This window comes from Methylobacterium nigriterrae (assembly GCF_037106235.1).
Classification (GTDB): Bacteria; Pseudomonadota; Alphaproteobacteria; order Rhizobiales; family Beijerinckiaceae; genus Methylobacterium; species Methylobacterium nigriterrae.
The window spans coordinates 58,279-80,148 of the sequence record NZ_JBAWTG010000006.1; the positions used below are offsets into that span (position 1 = coordinate 58,279).

Annotated in this window: 20 protein-coding genes; 11 read left to right on the forward strand and 9 right to left on the reverse strand. The window is 72.0% G+C overall.

What is annotated here, in order from left to right:
• Positions 1–24: 24 nt before the first annotated feature.
• From WDW90_RS06110 to WDW90_RS06125, 4 genes are all read right to left on the reverse strand, one after another.
• On the reverse strand, positions 25–693 hold the full coding sequence (locus WDW90_RS06110; RefSeq protein WP_336486432.1) for an LON peptidase substrate-binding domain-containing protein: 669 nt from the start codon (positions 691–693) through the stop codon (positions 25–27).
• A gap of 27 nt (positions 694–720) precedes the next feature.
• Entirely contained in the window at positions 721–1,632 is a 912-nt protein-coding gene (trxA, locus tag WDW90_RS06115; RefSeq protein WP_336486433.1) for a thioredoxin, read from the reverse strand.
• 150 nt (positions 1,633–1,782) lie between these two features.
• Entirely contained in the window at positions 1,783–2,304 is a 522-nt protein-coding gene (locus tag WDW90_RS06120; protein ID WP_431310989.1) for a hypothetical protein, read from the reverse strand.
• A 41-nt stretch (positions 2,305–2,345) separates the two neighbouring features.
• Complete coding sequence (locus tag WDW90_RS06125) at positions 2,346–3,323, reverse strand: glutathione S-transferase family protein (RefSeq protein WP_336486435.1); 978 nt, start codon at positions 3,321–3,323, stop codon at positions 2,346–2,348.
• Between the two features lie 303 nt (positions 3,324–3,626).
• On the opposite strand from WDW90_RS06125, the gene WDW90_RS06130 reads away from it, so the two are divergent.
• A complete protein-coding gene (locus WDW90_RS06130; RefSeq protein WP_336486436.1) occupies positions 3,627–3,851 on the forward strand; it encodes a hypothetical protein in 225 nt (74 codons plus the stop codon).
• Positions 3,852–3,854: 3 nt separating this feature from the next.
• Here WDW90_RS06130 and WDW90_RS06135 read toward each other — a convergent pair whose 3' ends face one another.
• Positions 3,855–4,763 carry an alginate O-acetyltransferase AlgX-related protein gene (locus WDW90_RS06135; protein ID WP_336486437.1) on the reverse strand — a complete coding sequence of 303 codons (909 nt, stop codon included), beginning with the start codon at positions 4,761–4,763 and terminating at the stop codon, positions 3,855–3,857.
• Between the two features lie 98 nt (positions 4,764–4,861).
• Between WDW90_RS06135 and WDW90_RS06140 the strand changes: the two genes are divergently transcribed.
• The 4 genes from WDW90_RS06140 to WDW90_RS06155 all read left to right on the forward strand — a co-directional run bounded on the left by WDW90_RS06140 (position 4,862) and on the right by WDW90_RS06155 (position 8,922).
• The gene (locus WDW90_RS06140; protein WP_336486438.1) at positions 4,862–5,986 is read left to right on the forward strand and encodes an SPL family radical SAM protein; all 1,125 of its coding nucleotides are present in this window, start codon (positions 4,862–4,864) and stop codon (positions 5,984–5,986) included.
• Positions 5,987–6,066: 80 nt separating this feature from the next.
• Entirely contained in the window at positions 6,067–6,597 is a 531-nt protein-coding gene (locus WDW90_RS06145) for a 2'-5' RNA ligase family protein (protein ID WP_336486439.1), read from the forward strand.
• Positions 6,598–6,694: 97 nt separating this feature from the next.
• Entirely contained in the window at positions 6,695–7,399 is a 705-nt protein-coding gene (locus WDW90_RS06150; RefSeq protein ID WP_336486500.1) for a phosphatase PAP2 family protein, read from the forward strand.
• A gap of 191 nt (positions 7,400–7,590) precedes the next feature.
• Positions 7,591–8,922, forward strand: a complete 1,332-nt coding sequence (locus WDW90_RS06155) for a Gfo/Idh/MocA family oxidoreductase (RefSeq protein ID WP_336486441.1) — start codon at positions 7,591–7,593, stop codon at positions 8,920–8,922.
• A gap of 28 nt (positions 8,923–8,950) precedes the next feature.
• Here WDW90_RS06155 and WDW90_RS06160 read toward each other — a convergent pair whose 3' ends face one another.
• Entirely contained in the window at positions 8,951–10,354 is a 1,404-nt protein-coding gene (locus WDW90_RS06160; protein ID WP_336486442.1) for a sensor histidine kinase, read from the reverse strand.
• 91 nt (positions 10,355–10,445) lie between these two features.
• Entirely contained in the window at positions 10,446–10,859 is a 414-nt protein-coding gene (locus WDW90_RS06165; protein WP_336486501.1) for a response regulator, read from the reverse strand.
• A gap of 201 nt (positions 10,860–11,060) precedes the next feature.
• On the opposite strand from WDW90_RS06165, the gene WDW90_RS06170 reads away from it, so the two are divergent.
• Positions 11,061–12,551, forward strand: a complete 1,491-nt coding sequence (locus WDW90_RS06170) for a sensor histidine kinase (RefSeq protein WP_336486443.1) — start codon at positions 11,061–11,063, stop codon at positions 12,549–12,551.
• A gap of 5 nt (positions 12,552–12,556) precedes the next feature.
• Here the strand turns inward: WDW90_RS06170 and WDW90_RS06175 are convergent, their stop codons facing one another.
• The gene (locus WDW90_RS06175) at positions 12,557–13,978 is read right to left on the reverse strand and encodes a TAXI family TRAP transporter solute-binding subunit (protein ID WP_336486445.1); all 1,422 of its coding nucleotides are present in this window, start codon (positions 13,976–13,978) and stop codon (positions 12,557–12,559) included.
• Between the two features lie 92 nt (positions 13,979–14,070).
• On the opposite strand from WDW90_RS06175, the gene WDW90_RS06180 reads away from it, so the two are divergent.
• The 4 genes from WDW90_RS06180 (at position 14,071) to WDW90_RS06195 (ending at position 18,100) form a co-directional block, all read left to right on the forward strand.
• On the forward strand, positions 14,071–14,670 hold the full coding sequence (locus WDW90_RS06180; protein WP_336486446.1) for a RecX family transcriptional regulator: 600 nt from the start codon (positions 14,071–14,073) through the stop codon (positions 14,668–14,670).
• Positions 14,671–14,774: 104 nt separating this feature from the next.
• A complete protein-coding gene (locus tag WDW90_RS06185; RefSeq protein WP_336486447.1) occupies positions 14,775–15,206 on the forward strand; it encodes an OsmC family protein in 432 nt (143 codons plus the stop codon).
• Positions 15,207–15,360: 154 nt separating this feature from the next.
• Positions 15,361–16,572 (forward strand): putative DNA modification/repair radical SAM protein, encoded by a 1,212-nt coding sequence (locus tag WDW90_RS06190; RefSeq protein WP_336486448.1) that lies wholly within the window; start codon positions 15,361–15,363, stop codon positions 16,570–16,572.
• Between the two features lie 106 nt (positions 16,573–16,678).
• Entirely contained in the window at positions 16,679–18,100 is a 1,422-nt protein-coding gene (locus WDW90_RS06195; protein WP_336486502.1) for a UdgX family uracil-DNA binding protein, read from the forward strand.
• A 302-nt stretch (positions 18,101–18,402) separates the two neighbouring features.
• Here WDW90_RS06195 and WDW90_RS06200 read toward each other — a convergent pair whose 3' ends face one another.
• Positions 18,403–20,226 carry a monovalent cation:proton antiporter-2 (CPA2) family protein gene (locus tag WDW90_RS06200; RefSeq protein WP_336486449.1) on the reverse strand — a complete coding sequence of 608 codons (1,824 nt, stop codon included), beginning with the start codon at positions 20,224–20,226 and terminating at the stop codon, positions 18,403–18,405.
• A gap of 459 nt (positions 20,227–20,685) precedes the next feature.
• On the opposite strand from WDW90_RS06200, the gene WDW90_RS06205 reads away from it, so the two are divergent.
• Entirely contained in the window at positions 20,686–21,861 is a 1,176-nt protein-coding gene (locus tag WDW90_RS06205; protein WP_431310986.1) for a YihY/virulence factor BrkB family protein, read from the forward strand.
• Positions 21,862–21,870: the final 9 nt, after the last annotated feature.

The window sequence follows — 21,870 nt, forward strand, 5'->3', positions numbered from 1 at the left end:
TGTCGGTCTTTCGCGAAAGAGGGGTTACTGCAGCGTCGGCTCCGAGCCCGAGCCCCGCACCAACTCCATCTCGGTCACCGCAATCAAGACCTCGGCGCGTGTTTTCAGGTCGGGCGCCTCGAGCATCGCCTGCTTCTCGCGCACGCCGAAAGGGCTCATCATGCAGAGCGCGTTGACGAGGGCCTCGTTCGGCGCCTCCTCGATACCCGCCCAGTCGACCTGCAGCTCGTTCGACTCCACGAAGTCGCGCAAGGCCTTCAGCACGCCCTCGCGGTCCACCGCTTCCTCGCCGGCCCGCGCCTCGAAATCCGCCGCGAAGGCATCGTAGGAGACCTGGCAGCGGCGATAGGCCGTCGTGGTGGCGAGCTCGCTCTCCACCCGGAACCGGCTGATGCCGGTGAGCGAGATCAGGTAGCGCCCGTCGCCGGTCTCGGCGAACTGGGTGACGCGGCCCGCGCAGCCGACCCGGTAGAGGCGCGGCGCCATCGGCGAGCCGCCGCCCTCCGCATCCGGCTGGATCATGCCGATGATCCGGTCGGTGCGCAGAGCGTCGTCCACCATGGCGAGGTAGCGCGGCTCGAAGATGTTGAGCGGCATCTGCCCCCGCGGAAGCAGGAGCGCGCCCGGGAGAGGGAAGACCGGGATCACGGCGGGGCAATCCGCCGGGCCCTTGTAGCCCGCATGCGTGCTCATCTCATCTCCCCTGCCCGGAAACGCGCGTCAGGCGAACAGCAGCGTCGAGAGCTTGCGCCGCCCGCGGATCGTGTCGGGGTCCATCGGCCCCCAGGCCTCGAAGAACTGCAGCAGTTGCTTGCGGGCGCCGTCGTCGGTCCACTCCTTGTCGCGCCGGCGGATCTCGATCAGGTGGTCGACCGCTTGCGCCCGCTCGCCCCGCGCGTTGAGACCGAGGGCGAGGTCGAAGCGGGCCTGATGGTCGTCCGGGTTTGCCTCGACCTGGGCTTGCAGCCCCGCGAGGTCGCCGAGGGAGGCCGCCTGCTCGGCGAGCTCGATCGCGGCGCGGATCCCGGCGAGCGCCGGATCGCCGGCCTTCGCCTCCGGCACCATCGCCAGGACCTGCTTGGCGTTCTCGAGCTCGCCCGCGTCGAGCTGGATCTTGGCGAGCCCGGCAAGCGCTGCCACGTTGTCGGGCTCCTGGCCGAGCACCGCAGCGTAGAGCTCGGAGGCGCCCGCGAGGTCGCCCTCCTCGATGGCCGCGCCGGCCTCCGTCATCAGCTCGTCGATCTGGCTCGGGCCGGCGGGGCCGGCGAGCCTCTCGATGAAGCTCTTCACCTGGCTCTCCGGCACCGCCCCCATGAAGCCGTCCACCGGCTGGCCGCGCTGGAAGGCGATCACGGCGGGGATCGACTGGATGCCGAGCTGGCCCGGGATCGAGGGGTGCTCGTCGATGTTCATCTTCACGAGCACGACCTTGCCGCCCGCTGCCTTGACGGCCTTCTCCAGGACGGGCGTGAGCTGCTTGCAGGGCCCGCACCAGGGTGCCCAGAAGTCGACCAGGACCGGGCGGTTCATCGATTCGGCGATGACGTCCTGGCGGAAGCTCGCGGTGGTGGCGTCCCGGATGAGGTCGGCTGCGCCGGGCGGGGCGCCGGGCACGGGGGCGTCGTTCAGCATCGGATCCTCGCGGCAACGGCCGTCGGCATGGGCGCCGGGCAAATCGAGAAAAGGCGCCTCGTTACATGGTGCCCCGGCGACGGCCTGACCACCCCGCGGCCGAAGCCCTCCACCGGCATTGCGGCCGTCGGCAGGCAGGTCCTGCGCCGCTCAGCGCGCGGGTTCCCCGGAGGCCGGTTTCGCGGCCGTCACGAAGGTGCCCGCGAAGGTGCCCCGCTCCGCGGAGTTCGCCTCGCAGGCGATCTCGGTCTTGCCCGGCGCCGGCGTCGAGAACCTGCAGGAGCCGACCGCCAGCACGGGATTCTGGACGACGCCCTCGGGAGCCTTCTTGCCCGGGATCACCAGGCTGATCGGCTGAAGCGGATCCGTCTCCTCCGTCCGCTCCTGCTGGGCGCCGGTGCCGCTGAAGCTCAGCGTCTGGCCGTCGGTCGAGGCGAAGTCGAAGCTCGTGCGGCTGCGCGCGACCAGGTTCATCAGCGTGCCCGCACAGGTGGCGCTGACATCCTGTCCGGCGATCACGAGCCGGCTGCAGGTGCCCTCGAGCTTCACCGCGGCCTGCTGCGCGCGGGCGGGACCCGGCGGCAGGAGCGCGAGGGCCACCGCGAGGGCGACGGGAGCGGCGAGGAGGGCGCGGCGGAAAGCGGTGCGGCAGGAAGGGGCGCGGATCGTCATGGCGCCCATGTATGGCACCGGCGCCGTCCGTCGAGGGCGCCTCACGCGCCGAACCGCCGCGCCCGGTCGTTCGGCGCGGCGAGGTCGAGCCGCGGCCCGAGCGGCACGATGCCGGTCGGGTTGATGGTCGGGTGGCTCTCGTAATAGTGGCGCTTGATGTGGGTGAAGTCGACGGTCGCGGCGACGCCCGGCAGCGCGTGCAGGTCGCGCAGGTAGTTCGACAGGTTCGGGTAATCGGCGATCCGCTGCCGGTTGCACTTGAAGTGGCCGACATAGACCGCGTCGAAGCGCACCAGCGTGGTGAAGAGCCGGATATCGGCCTCGGTCAGCCGGGCGCCGAAGAGGTAGCGGCCCCGGTCGAGACGAGCCTCGAGGGCGTCGAGCTCGGCAAACAGCGCCTCGAAGGCCTCCGCGTAGGCCTCCTGGCTCGTGGCGAAGCCGGCCTTGTAGACCCCGTTGTTGACCCGGTCGTAGACCCGCGCGTTGAGGGCGTCGATCTCGCCCAGGAGATCCGGCGGGCAGAGGTCCGGTCCCGAGCCGCCGAAGGCGCCGTTCAGCATCCGGATGATCTCGGCCGATTCGTTCGAGACGATCGTGGCGCGCTGCCTGTCCCACAGGACCGGCACCGTGACCCGGCCGGTATAGCCCGGGTCGGCCCGGAGATAGACCTCGTAGAGACGGGCGGCGCCGTTGACGGTGTCGGGCGTCGCGCCCGGCGTGTCGCCGAACACCCAGCCCTCGCGGCCCATATGGGGATCGACCACAGAGACCGAGATCGCCTGCTCCAGGCCCTTGAGCGCGCGCACGATCAGGGTGCGGTGCGCCCACGGGCAGGCGAGCGAGACGTAGAGGTGATAGCGCCCCGTCTCGGCCGGGAAGCCGCCCTCGCCGGACGGGCCCGGATGTCCGTCCCGCGTCACCCAGTTGCGGTAGGCCGATGCCCTGCGCTCGAAGCGCCCGCCGGTCGACTTCGTGTCGTACCAGCGGTCTTGCCAGACGCCATCGACGAGCAAACCCATGGTCGCTGTCCCTTTCGCGAGGGCCGAGCCTGATCAGATGGGCGGCCGGGCCGGCCGGGAAAGGGGCCGGCCCCGGGGATGACGGCCGGTCGGGCGCGATCGGCATGGCCCGGTGCGGAGTGCGACGGATTGGACACAACTTGGAGTGTATTCAATTTCCCGACTTGTTCCCGGTAACGCTTCTCGTAGGCTCAGCCCGCCCGCCCCGGCTTCGGGGGCGGGCAACCTCCATCTCGGGAGCGCCGGAAACGGCGCCCCCTTTTTTTCGTTGAGGCTTCTCCAGCCACCTGGAGGTCGTTCGCCTTGGCCGTTGCCATCGTCGTTCCACTCGCCGAAGCCGCCCTGTTCACCGCCGGTTGCCTCGTCATCCACGCGCAGCGGCGGCACCCCGATCGCGTGACCGTGACGCTGACCTGCGTCGCGGTGCTGCTCGCCTTCGTGCTCGGTCTCGCGCTGACGCCCGACAGCTACGTGCGGGACCAGATGATCAGCGTGGACAACGGCGAGATCGGCCAGCAGCTCGATTGAGAGTCAGGCGCTCTCGAGATCCGGCCGCGCGGCCGCGACGTCGTAATCGTCCCGCGGCAGGCGCGCGAGGAAGCGCTCGGCCAGCTCGAACACGAGCAGGTCCGGCCGCACCCGCTCGATGTAGCCCCAGTCGAGGCTCGACGACCACACGAAGTGCACTTCGGCGAAGCTCTCGGCGAGAAGACCCGTCAGCATGATCGGGGTGAAATGGGCGTACGAATCGCCGAACAGGACGAGGCGGCGCCCGTCGATGCCGGGCACGGCGTTGCGGTAGATGACGTGGGCGCCCGTATGCAGCTCGCTCGCCCGGCCTTCCGCCTCGTAGGCCGCGACGAGGGGACCGGCATGGACGCGCTCGGCCGCGCGCTGGATCACGAGGTGGCTCACGCGCTCGCGGGGGCGTCCGGGCAACTTCTCGCCGAGATCCATCAGCCGCTCGGCCTCGAAGCGCGGGCGCGTCGCGATGTCGGCGGGCGGCACCGCGCCGAGCGCGCGCATCAATTCCCGGTAGGCGAGCAGGCAGCCCTCCACCGACCAGTGGGTGTCGGTGCGCAGGTAGAGCGGCGCCCCGTCGCGGGCGGCCCGGAAGGGCTGCAGCAGATCGAGATAGGCCGGTTGCCGCAGGAGCCGCCGGGCGAGGATCCGGGTGGCGGCGCGGGCCGGGTCGTAGGGCAGGTCCGCGGTCAGGTTGTCGTAGACCGACAGCTTCTCCGGCACGATCAGGTGGACCGAGCGGATGCCGAGCCGGGCGGCGCGCACGGCGCGGGCCTCGATCAGCCGCGCCCAGGCGCGCAGGCGCCACCAGCGGCGCGGGCCGCGCCCGTACTGGTCCATGACGCGGTTGCTTCCCCCGGTGAGGAAGAGCCAGCCATCCCGGCCGACATGGACCGTATCCCAGCGCTTGGCGAACATGGCCGCTCTTTAGCGGCGCACGACGCGAAGCGATACCGCGCGGCGACGCGTCCCGGCCGGGCGCCGGAGCCTCGCCGGCGCGGCGGGCGTTGCCCGCGATGGAATCCCTGGACGCAGGCGGCCCGGACGCTCCCGTAGATGCCCCGCCCGAGCCCGCGGCGAGGCCGGCGCGCCTCTGGCGCCCGCGCCGGGTCCTGGTGACCCCGGCCGCCCTCGCGCATGCCCATGGCCGGGCGATGCTGGCCCGCCTCGAAGGCCTCGGCCTCCCGGTCGAGCACCTGTCTTCGAACCGTCTCACGGGCCTGCGCCACCCCGATCCGCGCCGGGCCTACGCCGAGGCCAAGGCGACCCTCGCCCTCGTGGTCGCGCCTCCGACGAAGCTGAGGCTGCAGCCGATCCCGCCCTCGGCGGACTGGCGCTTCGACCTCGCCGAGGGCTGTCCGGCCCATTGCCAGTACTGCTATCTCGCGGGCTCGCTGCAGGGGCCGCCGGTGACGCGGGCCTACGCGAATCTCGGGGCGATCCTCGCCAACCTCGCGGCCTATGCGGGGCAGGGCGCCGTCACCTCCGCGCAGGCGGCCCGGATGTCGGAGGGCACCACCTTCGAGGCCTCCTGCTACACCGATCCGCTCGGCATCGAGCACCTGACCGGCTCCCTCTCGGCCGCGATCCGGCATTTCGGAGCCTGGGAGGCGCCGGTGCAGCTGCGCTTCACCACGAAGTTCTCCGCCGTCGAGCCCCTGCTCGATCTTCCCCACAACCGCCGTACCCGCATCCGCTTCTCGGTGAACGCCGCGCCGGCCGCACGCTACGAGGGCGGCACCGCCCCCTTGCGCGAGCGGCTCGCGGCGATGGGCCGGGCGGCCCGGGCGGGCTACCCGGTCGGCCTGACGATCGCGCCGATCCTGCCGGTCGCGGGCTGGCGGCAGGCCTATGGCAGCCTCGTCGCGGATGCCGCGCGCACCCTCGACGGCGTGCCCGATCTCGACCTGACCGCCGAGCTCATCACCCACCGCTTCACGCCGGGCTCGAAGACGGTGCTGGAGGGCTGGTATCCGGGCTCCGACCTGCCGATGCGGGAGGAGGAGCGCAGCCGCAAGCTCACCAAGTTCGGCTCGGTGAAATACGTCTTCCCGCGGGACCTGATGGCGGAGATGCGGGAGGCCCTGACGGACCGCCTCGCCCGAGATCTGCCGGCGGCGCGGGTCCTCTACTGGACCTGAGACCACGCCACCGCGAGATGCGCGACTGGACCTCGCGGGCACCCGCCCCATTTTGGCCGGCTAGCCCGCCCCGAGGCCCGATGTCCCGCCCCGACGCCACGCCCGACCCGCTGATCCTGACGCTCGCCCTCGACGAGCCCACCTTCGCGCTGTTCGACGGCCTGCGCCGCCGCCACTTCCCGGCAGCTCTCAACCGCATCCCGGCCCACGTCACCCTGTTCCACCACGTGCCGGGCGCGCTGGAGGCGGGCGTGCGAGAGACCCTGGCGGCGCTCGCGCGTGCGCAGGCGCCGCCCGAGGTGGCGGTGACGGGCCTGCGCTTCCTCGGTCGCGGCGTCGCCTACATGCTGGAATCGGAAGCGCTGTCCGACGTCCGCGGCCGCCTCGCGCGGGCCTTCGCCGATCACCTCACCGAGCAGGACCGGCAGGGCTGGCGCCCGCACGTCACCGTGCAGAACAAGGTGAAGCCGGAAGCCGCCCGCGCGCTCCAGGCCGAGCTGGAACGCAGATTCGCGCCGTTCCGCTTCACCGCACCGGGATTGCTCCTCTGGCGTTATCTCGGAGGCCCCTGGGAAGAGCGGGCGCGCTTCGGCTTCGGAGAGTTCTCGTGAGACCTGTCCCGCTTCGCTCGTCGCCTCGCCCGGAGCCCCGCCCGTGAAGGCGCTGCAGGCCGCCCGCGGCAACCCGCTGTTCAGCCGCGCCACCGCCATGTGGCTGCGGCTTCGCCTGAACGAGGTCGGGCCGCTCGCCGCGCTCCTAACCGTGAGCCTTCTCGGCTACGGCTTCTTCTACCTCGCCGACGAGGTCGGCGAGGGCTCGACCGCCGCCCTCGACCGCCGGATCCTGCTGGCCCTGCGCAACCCCGCCGACCTGTCCGACCCGATCGGGCCGCGCTGGCTCGAGGAGACGATGCGGGACATCACCGGGCTCGGCAGCGTCTTCACCATCGTGTTCTTCACGGTGGCGGTCTCCAGCTACCTCGCGCTCACGGGCAAGCGGCGCATCGCCGCGTTCGTGGCGGCGGCGGTCGGCGGGGGCGAACTCGTCTCGACGGTCCTGAAGCTGTTCTATCACCGCCCCCGGCCCGACCTCGTGCCCCACGGCATGGAGGTGTTCACGGCGAGCTTCCCGAGCGGCCACGCCATGATGTCGGCCATCGCCTACCTGACGCTCGCGACGCTGCTCGCCCGCGTCGACCCGCATCGGCGCGTCAAGGCACTGGTGCTGGCGCTTGGCGTCTTCCTCACCCTCTGCGTCGGTGTCAGCCGGATCTATCTCGGGGTGCACTGGCCGAGCGACGTGCTGGCGGGCTGGTGCGTCGGTGCCGCCTGGGCGGCCCTGTGCTGGTTCGTCGCGCTCCAGCTCCAGCGCCGGGGCGAGGTCGAGGCGCCCGATCCGCCGCCGCCGGCCTGACGCGCCCGCCGTTTGCGCCGCTGCGGACATCGCGTGCGGCGCCCGGGGCCGGTCTGCGCGCGGGGCAGGCCCCGGGAACACTCCCGCGATGCTGGCGGTTCGCAGAGGACGGCGGTGCCCGCTCGGGACGTCGCGCGCCGATTCCCACGGGATCGGACGGAATCATCCTCGAAACCGCATCGGCGAGGCTCATGGCGGAGAACGAGACCCATATGTCCCGGCGCAATCTCCTGGCCGCCGGCGGCGCGACGCTCGCCATGGGCGGGGGGCTCGCCATGGGCGGCTCGGCGTCCCCGGCCGCCGCTGCCCAGAACCCACCGGGCGGGCCCGCCGTACCGGCCGATACCGGCGCCGTGCAGGGAGGACGCATCGTGTTCCCGAACTGGCGCGGCTCCGGCGACCGCGCGCCCCCTCCGCCTCCCGCTCCGATGCCGCCCGAGAAGCGCGTCGGCTTCTGCGTCGTCGGCCTCGGCCGCCTCACGCTCGAGGAATTGCTGCCCGCCTTCGCCGAGTGCCGGAAGGCCCGGCTCGTCGCCCTGATGTCGGGCACGCCCGACAAGGCCAAGCTGGTGGCCGAGCAATACGGGATCGCGCCCGAGGCGGTCTACGGCTACGACGCGTGGGACCGCCTGCGCCAGAACCCGGCGGTGCAGGCCGTCTACGTCGTGACCCCGAACGCGCGCCACCGGGACCACGTCGTCGCGGCCGCGGCCGCCGGCAAACAGGTTCTCTGCGAGAAGCCGATGGCCGCCTCCTCGGCGGAAGCCCGCGAGATGATCGCGGCCTGCGCGAAGGCGAACGTGAAGCTGATGATCGCCTACCGCTGCCAGTACGAGCCCTACAACCGCGAGGTGACGCGGCTCGTCCGCTCCGGTGAGTTTGGCAAGCCCCGGCTGATCCAGGCCTTCAACGGGCAGACAACGGGGCTGCCCGAGCAGTGGCGGCTCAAGAGGGCGCTCGCGGGCGGCGGGGCGCTGCCCGATATCGGCATCTACTGCCTGAACGGGGTCCGGGCACTGCTCGGCGAGGAGCCCGTCTCGATCCAGGCGCAGACCCATTCGCCGCCGGACGACCCGAAATTCGCCGAGGTCGAGGAGACGGTGAGCTTCACCCTGCGCTTCCCCTCGGGCACGATCGCCCAGTGCATGTCGAGCTACGGCGTGCACGAATCCCGCCGCCTGAGCGTGCGCACGGCCGCCGCCGAGATCGACCTGGAGAACGCCTTCGCCTACGAGGGCCAGCGGCTCACCGTCTCGCACAAGGACGGCAAGCGGGAATCCCGGGACAATCGGGTGCTGGCGCGGAAGAACCAGTTCGCCCTGGAGATCGACCACTTCGCACGCTGCGTCCTGGAGGACCGCCGCCCGCGCACGCCCGGCGAGGAGGGCCTGCAGGACCACGTGCTGATGGAGGCGATCTACGAGGCCGCCCCCACGGGGGCTCCCGTCAAGGTCGGCCCGCCTCCCGGCGCCGGTGGCGGCCTCGACGTCACCCGCGGACCGGACCCCGACGAGGCCGGCTGAGCGCCCGCAACGGTCGGGGTCCGCCGTCTCAAGACTCGCGCAGCACCGCGAGCGGCGCCTCGAGGGTCAGCGTCACGCCCGCGGCCGGATAGGCGAGGTGCACGGCCGCTCCGAACCCGTCCGCGAGGCTGCGCTCGATCAGGCGGGAGCCGAAGCCCCGGCGCCTCGGCGGCGCGACCGGCGGCCCGCCCGCCTCCTGCCAGCGGAAGCGCAGGCGCGCCTCTCCCGCGACGTCGGCCTGCTCCCACGAGACGGTGACGTGGCCCGCCGGTGTCGAGAGCGCGCCGTACTTCGCCGCATTGGTGCCGAGCTCGTGCAGGACGAGGGCCATCGAGAGAGCGGATCTTGGCCCGAGCGTCACCGCGTCGGGCCCCGCGATGCGGAAGCGTCCCGCCTCGCCGTGCGTGTGGAGGCGCGCGGCGCCCTCCACCAGCGTGCGCAGGCTCGCCTCGGTCCAGCTTCCCTGGAGCAGGAGGTCGTGCGCCTGGGCGAGCGCCATCAGGCGCGCGGTCACGGCATCGCGCGCCTCCGCGAGGCTCGCCTCGCCCCGCAGCGTCTGCAGGCAGATCGCCTGGACGAGGGTGAGCGTGTTCTTCACCCGGTGGGCGAGTTCCTGCATCAGCAGGCGCTGGCGCTCCTCGGCGAGCTTGCGGTCCGTGATGTCGACGGAGGCGCCGGCGAGCCGCGTCGGCGCGCCGGCCTCGTCCCGCACGAGCCGCCCCCGCGCCAGGATCCAGCGGACGCTGCCGTCCTGCTGGACGATCCGGTACTCGGCCGAGAACTCGCCGGCACCCGCGAAGGTCGCGTCGAGCGCCGCCCGGAAAGCCGGCATGTCGTCCGGATGGAAGCTCCGGATGAACTCGGCGATCGGCGCGCCGCGGGCCGCGCGCTCGGGATCGACCGCGTAGATGCGCGCGAAGTTCGCGTCGGCGTAGACGAGGTCGGCGGCGAGGTCCCAGTCCCAGGTGCCGATCATGCCCGCGGCCCCGAGCGCCAGGCCGAGGCGCGCCTGGCTCGCGGCGAGGCGCTCCTCGGCCTCCGCCTTCTCGCGGCGCAGACGCTCCTGCGCCAGCGCGGCCTGGATCGCCTCGGCGAGAAGCTCCCGGAAATGGCCCGCAACGTCCTTGAGCACGTAGTCGGCCGCGCCGGCCTTCAGGGCCGCGACCGCGATGCGCAGGTCCTCGGAGCCCGTCACGTAGATCACCGGGGGCGGGGCCGGCAGGGCGCGGATGCGCCCGAGGATCTCGAGGCCCGTCTCACCCGGCAGGTGATGGTCGAGGGCGACGGCGTCGATGCCGCCCTCGGCGATGCGCGCGAGCCCGACGGCGCCGTCCGGCGCGTGCTCCACCGCGTAGTCGCGCGCCCGCAGCGCCCGCCCTACGAGGCGGACGAGGCCGGAATCGTCGTCGATGTAGAGGATGCGCAGGGCCACCGCGGGCTTGAAACTCCATCGGCAGACCGGGCGGCCGGGCTCGCGCGACGCCGATCCATCGCAGGCGATTGAAGCCGTTGCAGGGCAGGCGTCAGGCCGTCTCGGGCACCTGCATGACCGAGAAGAACAGCCCGAGCTGGCGGATCGCGTTGGCGAAGCCCTCGTAGTTCACCGGCTTCGTCACGTAGACGTTGCAGCCGAGGTCGTAGCAGCGCTGGATCTCGCGCCGGTCGTCCGTGGTGGTCAGCACCACCACGGGCGAGCGGCGCAGGTGCTCGTTGCGCTTCACCTCGGCCAGAATGTCGATGCCGCTCATGCCCGGCAGGTTGAGGTCGAGCAGGATCAGGAGCGAGCGGCCCGCCTGCGCCCGGCCCGACCCGTCCGGGCCGAGCAGGTAGGCCAGCGCCGAGGTCCCGTCTCGGAAGGGCGTGATGGCGTTGTTCACGCCGGCGCGCCGGATGTTGCGCTCGATCAGGCGCGCATGTCCCTCGTCATCCTCGATCATGATGATGTGAACAGGGTTCACGCCGCGCTCCTCGGGCCCCGCGCCCGGTCTCTCAGCCTGACCCGAGGGACGCCGCTGCCGCAATGAATTTCGCGGCCCTGTATCAGGAACGTGAAGTTGAGCAGGTGCAGGCGGCCTCTTTCTCAGTCATGCCCGGCTTCCTATAGCTTGGCCGCCCCGTTCCGACCGGAGACGAACGCCGTGACCACGCTCATCGAGAAGCGCCACCGCGCCCTCGTCGCCGCGATCGCCGAGATCACTTGGACGACGGCGCCCGACGGGCGGGTCGAGGACCTGCCGGAATGGCGGGCCTATACCGGCCAGAGCGCGGCCGAGGTGGAGGGCTGGGGCTGGCTCGACGCGATCCATCCGGAGGACCGGGCAAGCACCGTGGGGGCCTGGAACGCGGCGGTGGCGGGGCACGGGCGCTACGCGGTCGAGTACCGCGTGCGGATGCGCGACGGGACCTATCGCTGGTTCAACGCCCGCGCCGCGCCGATTCTCGACGAGGCCGGCGGGATCGTCGAGTGGGCGGGCGTGTGCATCGACATCGAGGGCCGCAAGCGGGCGGAGGCCGGGCTCTCCGCCCGCGACAGCGACTTCCGGGTGATGGCCGACTCGATCCCCCAGCTCGCCTGGATGGCCGACGCGACGGGCGCGCTCTACTGGTACAACCGGCGCTGGTTCACCTACACGGGCACCGACCTCGACGCGATGCGGGGCTGGGGCTGGCAGGCGGTCCACCATCCCGACCACGTCGAGGCCGTGACGGAGAAGTTCACTCGCGCCGTCGCGCGCGGCGAGCCCTGGGAGGACACGTTCCCGTTGCGCGGGGCTGACGGCCAGTACCGCTGGTTCCTGTCCCGGGCCGCGCCGATCCGGGACGCGGCGGGCGCGGTCCTGCGCTGGTTCGGCACCAACACCGACATCACCGCCGAGCGCGAGGCCGTTCTCGCCCTCAAGGAGGCGAACGAGGAGGTGCAGCGCTACGCCTACATCGTCAGCCACGACCTCAGGGCGCCGCTCGTCAACATCATGGGCTTCTCGAGCGAGCTCGAGTTGCTGCGCGTGGCGGTGGCCGAGGCCCTGAGGCAGCATCCGCAGGGCGAAAGCCTCGACGGCGACTTCGCCGAGTCCCTCGGCTTCATCAAGGCGGCCGTGTCCAAGATGGACGGGCTGATCACGGCGATCCTGCGCCTGTCGCGGGAGGGCAAGCGCCAGTTCCACCCCGAGCACCTCGACATGGGCGCGCTCCTGCGCGGCCTCGCCGACACGCAGCGCCATCAGGCCGAGCGCGCCGGGGCCAGCGTCGAGATCGGGCTGCTGCCCGACATCTCGGCCGACCGCCTCGCCGTCGAGCAGATCTTCGGCAATCTCCTCGACAACGCGATCAAGTATCTCGATCCGGGTCGGCCCGGCCGGATCGCGGTGGCGGGCTCGGTGGCCGGCGCCTTCGCTGTCTACACGGTGAGCGACAACGGCCGGGGCATCGCCGAGGCCGATCATGGCCGGGTCTTCGAGCTGTTCCGCCGCTCCGGACGGCAGGATCAGCCTGGCGAGGGAATCGGCCTCGCCCATGTCCGCGCCCTGGTCCGCGCTCTGGAGGGGCACATCGCGCTGCGCTCCACGCTCGGGCAGGGCACGCGCTTCGAGGTCCGCCTGCCCCTGCGGCAGGAGGGGGACGCGGCGTAGAGGGCCTACTCCGCCGCCGGCACGCGCAGCGCCAAGAGGCGGGCCGTGCGGGCGCGGGCGCCGGCGCGGGTCTCGTGCTCGGCGGCGCCGAGCTGGCGGCGGGCGTCGCCGACTGCCGCGTGGACCCCGTCGATGGCGAGGATCAGGGCACTCACCGTCCGATTGTCGATGGTGCGCTCGCGGGCATACCGCACCACGTCGGCGACGAGCTCGTCCGTCTCGGTGGCGAGGGCGTCGAGTTCCTGCCGGCACGTGGCGCCCCGCACCTCGCGCAGGATGTCGAGGAGGCGGTCGAGCACCACATCGATGCGCTCGCGCCGCTTGCGGGCGAGGCGCTGGCCGATCCAGGCGATGCCGGAGCCGATCGTGCCGCCGAAGAAGGCGAACAGGTAGATGTAATCCTCGTAGCGGTCGAGGAAGGTCTGTTGCTCGCGCTCGAAATAATCGACCGCGCCGGGGTGGTTCGGGAGCCGTGCGGAGGTCGCCGCGACCGTCGTGTCGAATTCCGGCGCCTTCATCAGCTTGGCGATGGGCGCTGCCGCGGCGAGCTTCGAGCGCCACTCGAACAGGTGCTGCGTCGCCGACGCCACCGCGACGCGGCTGATCGAGCCGCGTGCCATCAGCCGGTAGGAAGCGCCGACCGTCTTGATCTCCTCCTCGGGGCGCTTCGGGCGGCCGCCGAAGGTGCCGGCGGGAATCGTGACCGATTGCAGCTCGGGGAAGCGCGTCAGGATCGCCTCGCTGTCCGGCACGGCCACGAGGTCGATCTTCCTGTCCGGCGCGCCGAGCTCGACCGCCCGTACGGTGGCGACGGCGGCCTTGGAGGCGGGGTTGGCGATGACCGCGACCGCGTCGACCCGCTTCTCGGCGATCGCCGCGGTCACCTCGCCGGGCTTCAGGTTCACCAGCGCGACCCGGCCGGCGGCCACATCGCCGGCCGCTTCCTCGGGCGACGCGGTTGCCAGGTCGTAGAAGGCCAGGAGGTTGTTGAGGAAGGGCAGGTCGGCACTGTGGCGCACCACGATGCCGAGACGCTTGCGCGCGAGGTCGGGGAAGCTGTCGATCTCGGCGGCGTCGGGCGCGGCGATGACCAGTGCCTCGTCGTGCAGGATCGCGAGCGTCAGGCCGTTCTCCGGCAGGAGGACGTCGGGCCGCACCACCGCGAGGTCGGCCTTGTTGTCCTGCAGGGCCTTGGCGCTGTCGCGCACGTCGTCGTAGGGCACGAGCTTGAGGCGCACGTCCTCGCGTCCGCGGGCGAGCGCGCTGGCGTAGGTCTCCATCAGGGCGGCTTCGGCGCCGTCGCGGGGGCCGACCGCGACGGTCAGCGTGGTCGGGCGCGACAGGTAGACGACGGCCGCCGCGGTGGCGGCGAGCCCGAGGGCGAGCAGGACGAGGAGCCACTCGCGTCTCAAGAGGATGGTCGGCATGCGGGTGCCGTTCCTGTCGCCGCCCCTGCGGCGTTGCGTAGGTTCCATCCCGGATTCATGGAGCGTAAACCTGTCCAGATCGTGAAGAACTGATGGCCGTCCGAAACGTTGCAGACCCGTCCGGTGCGGCAAATGTCGCACAGGCAAGACCCGCGCCGCCGGTGACGGCGGCGTATCTCGAGCGCGCGGCCCTGCACTATCTCGAGCGCTACAGCGCCTCGACCGAGATGCTGCGCCGGACCCTGCGGCGGCGCGTCGAGAAGCGGGCGCGCGCCCGCGGCGAGGCGGCGGAAGCCTTCTGGCCGTTGGTCGAGGAGACCGTGGCGCGGGCCGTGCGCAGCGGCCTCGTCGACGACGACCGCTTCGCCGCCGCCCGCCTCGCCACGCTCCGCCGCCGCGGCAGCTCGGCCCGCGGCGCCTCGGCCAAGCTCGCCGCCAAGGGCGTCTCCCGCGAGGCGATCGCGGCCGCCATGGAGGCCGAGCGCGAGGCCGCCCCCGAGGGCGAGGCGGACGGCCTGGAGGAAGCGGCGGCCCGGGCCTATGCCAGGCGGCGGCGCCTCGGCCCCTGGCGCCGGCCCGACATCCGCGCCGCGCACCGCGACCGCGACCTCGCCGCCCTGGCGCGGGCCGGCTTCCCCTACGACCTCGCCCGCCGCACGGTCGATGCCGAGGACATCCCCGACGAACCCTGAGGCCGATGCGCTGGATTTCGGAGCCGCCCGCTCCACCTCGGGGATGGCTCCGGGATCAGGCCGCGCAACCCGCGCCGGCGCCCGTGCCGACAGGATGGGTCGCGATGATCAACCGCAAGGCGCACGCCGTCTGGCAGGGCAACGGCAAGGACGGGAAGGGCCGCATCACCACGCAGTCCGGCGTGCTGTCGGACCAGCCCTACGGCTTCAACACCCGCTTCGAGGATGGGCCCGGCACCAACCCCGAGGAGCTGATCGCGGCCGCGCATGCGGGCTGCTTCACCATGGCGCTCGCCTTCCAGCTCCAGGAAGCGGGCCTCGCCGCCACCGAGATGACGACGGAATCCGTCGTGACGCTGGAGAAGGACGGCGCCGGCTTCAAGGTGACGAAGTCGGCCCTGACGCTGACGGCCACGATTCCGGGGATCGACCAGGCGAAGTTCGACGCGCTCGCCCACGCCGCCGAGACCGGCTGCCCGATCTCGAAGGTGCTCAACGCCGAGATCACGCTCAAGGCGACCCTGAAGCAGGGGTAGGGCAAGCACCGACGCAGCCCTCCTCCCCGCAGATCTCGGGGCTTGTGCCGGCCGAGGGGAGGGGGCACGCGCTTGCCATGGCTGCGGCGCCACGGCGCGGGACGAGACGCCCACGCTACTTGAACAAACCACGAACGAGCGGCATCTTCCCGCGATGGACGAGACGCTCGCCAAGAAGCTGCGCATCCTGGCCGATGCCGCGAAGTACGATGCCTCCTGCGCCTCCTCGGGAGCCCCGAAGCGGGCCGCCGGCAAGGACGGCCTCGGCTCGACGACGGGCGCCGGCATCTGCCACGCCTACACGCCGGACGGGCGCTGCATCTCGCTCCTGAAGATCCTGCTCACGAACTACTGCCTGTTCGACTGCGCCTACTGCGTGAACCGCCGCTCCTCGAACGTCAGGCGGGCAAAGTTCTCGGTCGACGAGGTGGTGACGCTCACGGTGGAGTTCTACAAGCGCAACTACATCGAAGGATTGTTCCTCTCCTCCGGCATCATCAGGTCGCCCGACCACACGATGGAGCTCCTGACCCGCGTCGCCAGGACGCTGCGCCGCGAGCACGGCTTCCGCGGCTACATCCACCTGAAGTCGATCCCCGAGGCGAGCCCCTGGCTGATCGAGGAGGCGGGCCTCTACGCCGACCGCCTCTCGATCAACCTCGAGCTGCCCACCGAGGCGAGCCTGGAGCGCCTGGCGCCCGAGAAGGACGGCGCCGCGATCCATGACGCGATGGAGCAGATCGGCAGCCGCATCGCCGAGGCGAAGGCCGAGCGCCGCCGCTTCTCGCCGGCCGGCCAGTCGACGCAGGTGATCGTGGGGGCGGACGCGACCTCCGACGAGGCCCTGATCCGCAAGAGCGCGCATCTCTACGGCACCTTCGGCCTGAAGCGCGTCTACTACTCGGCCTTCAGCCCGATCCCCGACGGGTCGACCATCCTGCCGCTGAAGGCGCCGCCGCTCCAGCGCGAGCACCGGCTCTACCAGGCGGACTGGCTGATCCGGTACTACGCGTTTTCCCCCGACGACGTGGCCGAGGCGACCGAGGGCGGAATGTTCGCCCTCGACGTCGACCCGAAGCTCGCCTGGGCCCTCAAGAACCGCCACCGCTTCCCCGTCGACGTCAACGGGGCCGACCGGGAGATGCTGCTGCGGGTGCCGGGCCTCGGCGCCCGGGCGGTGGACAGGATCGTCACGGCGCGCCGCCACGCGACGCTTCGCCTCGACGACGTCGCCCGCCTGACCTCGGGGCTGAGGCGGGCGCGGCCCTTCCTGATCGCGGCGGATTGGCGCCCGACCCATCTGACCGATCGCCTCGACCTGCGCGCCCGGCTCGCCGAGCCCGCCGCGCAGCTGAGCCTGTTCTGAGATGGGCGGGCCGGAGACGCGGCGCGCGCCCTCGGGTCCGCTTCGCGGATTCGACCTCTTCCGGACCGAAGAGGCGGCCCAGGCTTCGAAACCCGGCGGGACGAGCCTGCGGACCATTCGCCTTCGCCCCGGCGCCGACCTCGACGGGTTCCGCGCGGCCGTGCGCGGCCTCGTGGCCGAGGGCGTGCCGCCGGAGGGAGCGGTCTTCGTGAGCGGCGAATCGCCCGGCCTGTTCGGCGCCGGGGCGCCCGCGGCGTCGGATGCCCCCGTCGCGCTGCCGCGGGCCGCGGCGGCGCTGATCCCGATGGTGGTGCCCCACCGCGATCCCGAGCGCTACGCCCTGCTCTACGCCCTGATCTGGCGCATCCTGGCGGGCGAGCGGCACCTGCCCGACGTCGCGAGCGACCCGCTCGTCCACCGCCTGAACGGCATGCGCAAGGCGGTCGGGCGCGACCTGCACAAGATGCACGCCTTCCTGCGCTTCCGCCGGACGGCCGAGGACGGAACCGAGCGCTTCGTCGCGTGGTTCGAGCCGGAGCACCACATCCTCGAGGCCGCGGCCCCCTTCTTCGTCGAGCGCTTCCGCGCCCTGCGCTGGACCATCCTGACGCCGGAGGGCTCGGCGATCTGGGACGGCGCGGCCCTCCGCTTCGGCCCGCCGGGCCGGCGCGAGGAGGTGCCGCCGGGCGACGGCTTCGAGGCCGGCTGGCAGGGCTATTACGAGAGCACCTTCAACCCGGCGCGCACGAACCTGCGCGCCATGCGGGCGGAGATGCCGAGGAAGTACTGGCACAACATGCCCGAGACCGCCGCGATCCCCGCTCTGATCCGCCAGGCCTCGGCCCGCACCGCCGCCATGATCGAGAGGGAGCCGCAGATGCCCGTCAAGCGAGAGCCCGCCCGGGCGGTCGCCGCCATGGCGGACCAGGACCCGAAGAGCCTCGAGGCGCTCAACGCCATCATCCGCCGCTCGCAGCCGCTAGTGCCGGGCGCGACGCAGGCCGTGCTCGGAGAGGGGCCGGTCGGCGCCGCGATCGCGTTCGTCGGCGAGCAGCCGGGCGACCAGGAGGACCGTCAGGGCCGGCCCTTCGTCGGGTCGGCGGGCCAGCTTCTCTCCCGCGCGATGGCGGAGGCGGGGATCGACCGGGCCGCCTGCTATCTCACGAATGCGGTCAAGCACTTCAAGTTCGAGGAGCGGGGCAAGCGGCGCATCCATCAGAAGCCGACCGCCGGCGAGGTCAGCCACTATCGCTGGTGGCTCGACCGGGAGCTCGATTTCGTGGCCCCGAAGCTCGTGGTGGCGCTCGGCGCCACCGCGGTGCTGGCGCTCACCGGCAAGGCGATCCCGATCACCCGGGCGCGGGGCCCCTTCCGGTTCGAGCGCCTCGACAACCGCTTCCAGGGCTTCATCACAGTCCACCCCTCCTACCTCCTGCGCCTGCCGGACGAAGCGAAGCAGGAGGCCTACGCGGCGTTCGTCGGCGACCTGCGGCGGGTGGAGGCGCTGGGGCGGGAGCTGGCGGGGTAAGATCGGGCAATCCTTGCAGGGTGTGCCGTCTCGGGTTGAAAGCGACCGCACTCCCTGCCCGGCCTCATTCCGAGGTGCCGCCGACGATCGACGATCGCGAGCGGCCTCGAAGGAGGATCGGGCTCCCTCTCCCGTTCGGGAGAGGGTCGGGGTGAGGGGTGCGACCTTTCCGGAAACGGCGAACCCCTCACCCGGTCCGCTGACGCGGACTCGACCTCTCCCGCACGGGAGAGGTGCCCGCGCCACATCGCCAGCTGTTCTCGCCGTGACCATTTCAGCCCGTATCGGCGCGCGGTCGCCTCTCACGCCCCCGCCGCGTCCGCCTCCTTGTGCGGGCGCAGTTCCGGCGCGATCGGGGCCTCCTCGATCTCGGCGTTCGGCTCGGCGCGGCTCTCCTGGCGGCTCGAATCCACGAAGAGGCGCGCCTCGCCCTCCTTCACGCCGAGGCTGCGCAGCGCGTAGAGGGTCATGCCGAGCGCCAGCTCCCGCTCGCCCATCAGGACGAGGCCGACCCGCCGCTCCTCCAGCCGGCGGCGCTCGCCGTCGCTGTGGGTGCGGATGAGGGTGTCGATGCGCGGGTTGGCGCCGCGGGCGATCTCGATGAGGCGGCCGGCATTGTGCGAATCCGGGGTCGCGATCACCAGAAGGCGGGCGCTGCCGATATCGGCGGCCTCCAGGATGCCGGGGGCGCCAGCATCGCCGAAGACCGCGTCGATGCCCTGCTGGCGCAGCTCCAGCACCCGGCGGCGGTCGCGGTCCACCACCACGTAGGGCAAGTCCCAGGTCTGCAGCGCCTTGCCGATGCTGCTGCCGACGCGCCCGTAGCCGATCACCACCGCATGGCGGCGGCGCGGCGCCGTCTCGACCGCCATCGCGACCTCGCCGGCGCCCTTGCGCTCGAAGCGCGCGGCAAGCTCCGGCCGGTCGGCGAGCGCCCGCTCGATCCGCCCGACGAGCGCGAAGAAGAGCGGGTTGAGGGTGATCGACAGGAGGGCGCCCCCGAGGATCAGGTCGCGGCCCTCCGGGGGCAGCAGCTTCAGCGACAGGCCGAGGCTCACGAGGATGAAGGAGAATTCGCCAATCTGCGCGAGGCTCGCCGCGATGGTGAGCGCCGTGCCGACCGGATGCCTGAAGGCGAGCACGATCGCGACCGCCGCGATCGATTTGCCGAGCAGGATCACGCCGAGGACGGCCAGCACCGAGAGCGGCTCGCGCAGCAGGATTCCGGGGTCGAACAGCATGCCGACCGAGACGAAGAACAGCACCGCGAAGGCGTCCTGCAGCGGCAGGGAATCGGCCGCCGCCTGATGGCTGAGGTCGGATTCCGCGAGCACCATCCCGGCGAAGAAGGCGCCGAGCGCGAAGGACACGCCGAACAGCTCCGCCGAGCCGAAGGCGATGCCGAGCGCCAGCGCCAGTACCGCCAGGGTGAACAGCTCGCGCGAGCCGGTGCGCGCCGCCTGGTCGAGGAGCCAGGGCACGAAGCGGCGCCCGACGACGAGCATGAGGCCCGCGAAGACCGCGACCTTGGCAAGCGTCAGCCCGAGGGTCAGCCAGAGATTGCCGCCCGCGGCGTGATGCCCGTCGCCGCCGCTGCCGCCCAGCGAGGGCGCCAGCGCCGGCAGGAGCACGAGCGCCAGCACCATCGCGAGATCCTCGACGATGAGCCAGCCGACCGCGATGCGGCCCTTGTCGCTGTCGAGCAGCGCCCGCTCCTCCAGCGCCCGCAGCAGCACCACGGTGCTCGCCACCGAGAGCGCGAGGCCGAAGACGAGGCCCGCGCCGAGGCTCCAGCCCCAGGCGAGCGCCAGCCCTCCGCCCATCGCGGTCGCCACCGCGATCTGCACCACGGCGCCGGGCAGGGCGATCGCCCGCACCGCCATCAGGTCCTTGATCGAGAAGTGCAGGCCGACGCCGAACATCAGCAGGATCACGCCGATCTCCGCGAGCTGGCCGGCGAGCTCCCCGTTGCCGACGAAGCCCGGCGTGTAGGGGCCGACGAGCACGCCCGCCAGCAGGTAGCCGACGAGCGGCGGCAGCCTCAGGCGCTGCGCCACCATCCCGCACACGAAGGCGAGCACGAGCCCTAAGGCGATGATGGCGATCAGCTCGGTCGCGTGCGGCACGGGTGCGTCGTCTCCTGCATGGTGGCGCCGGGCAGCCGGCGCGGCGGTGATCGTGGGGCGTTGCGGCCTGATTAGCCGAGCTTGGCGCCGATTTCGGTGCCGGACTGCACCTGGGTGCCACTTCACACAGACGTTGGACGCGCGCGAGGGGCGGTGCAGTCCCGAGGGCGGCAGGCGGCCTTGGAGCGGGAGGCGCAGCCGGCCGCCCCGGCATGGCCGACTTTCATGGCCGCCTTCCATGGCCGCTCCCGAAGGACAACGCCCGGCCACGCAGCGGTTTCAACGGCTGTCGCCGATCCCTCGCCCGAGCAACCGCCGCACGGTCGAGGTCTCAGGCGAGGTCTGATGCACGGCGGGCGCGAACGAAGCTGCTGCTCTCGCACACATTTCCGTGAAACCGCCATGCCGGATGCTCCGTTGTCGCCCTGGATTACGCATCCGATCGAGGGCAGGCCGGCGATGACTACGCAGCACGATGCGGCGTTGAAGAACGATAACCTTGAGCGCCGGAACTCCACGGTGTGGACGGTGGCGCTCGCGACGGCGCTCCTCGGGCTCGTCGCGCTCCCGCGCAGCCGGGAGACCCGGCGCCGGTCCGGCGGACCCGTGCCGAGCGGGCGCGGCGAGCCGCGCGAGGCCTCCGCGTCGTACGAGGGCCGCGACGCCCAGCGGGTCGCGCGCAGCGAGCCCGATCGGGGCCGCCACGCGACGACGCCCTCCGAGATCCCGGCGAGCGGCTGGAAGGACATCGCCCTGCGGGTCTTCCACGACGTCAGCGAGAACCGGCTCGTCTCGGTGGCGGCGGGCGTCACCTTCTACGTGCTGTTGGCGATCTTTCCCGCCGTGGCGGCGCTGGTCTCCTGCTACGGCCTCGTGGCCGATGTCGGCACCATCAACGAGCATCTGGCGAGCCTGCAGGGCGTGCTGCCGTCGGGGGCCATCGAGATCGTCGGCGAGCAGGTGAAACGCATCGCCGAGAAGGGCGACACCACGCTCGGTCTCACCTTCTTCACGGGTCTCGCCCTGTCGATCTGGAGCGCCAATGGCGGCATGAAGGCGGTCTTCGACGCGCTCAACATCGTCTACGAGGAGCGCGAGAAGCGCAGCTTCCTCTGGCTCAACCTGCGCTCGCTGACCTTCACGGCGGGCGCGCTGCTGTTCATCGTCCTGGCGCTCGTCGGCATCGTGGTGCTGCCGGTGGTGTTCAACACGATCGGCGTGTCGGCCAATGCCTGGTACATCTCGCTGCTGCGCTGGCCGGCGCTGCTGCTTGTCGTGCTGTTCGGCCTCGCGCTCCTCTACCGCTACGGCCCGAGCCGCGACGCGCCGCGCTGGCGCTGGGTCACCTGGGGCAGCGCCGTCGCGGCCCTGCTCTGGCTCGTCGCCTCGCTCGCCTTCTCCTGGTACGTCTCGAACTTCGGCAAGTACAACGAGACGTACGGGTCGCTCGGCGCCGCGATCGGCTTCATGACCTGGATCTGGATCTCGACGATCATCGTGCTGGTCGGCGCCGAGATCAACGCCGAGATGGAGCACCAGACCGCCAGGGACACGACGGTCGGCCAGCCGAAGCCGCTCGGCGCCCGGCAGGCCAGGATGGCCGATACGGTGGGGGCCGCGACCGGAGCGACGTAGCCTTCGGGC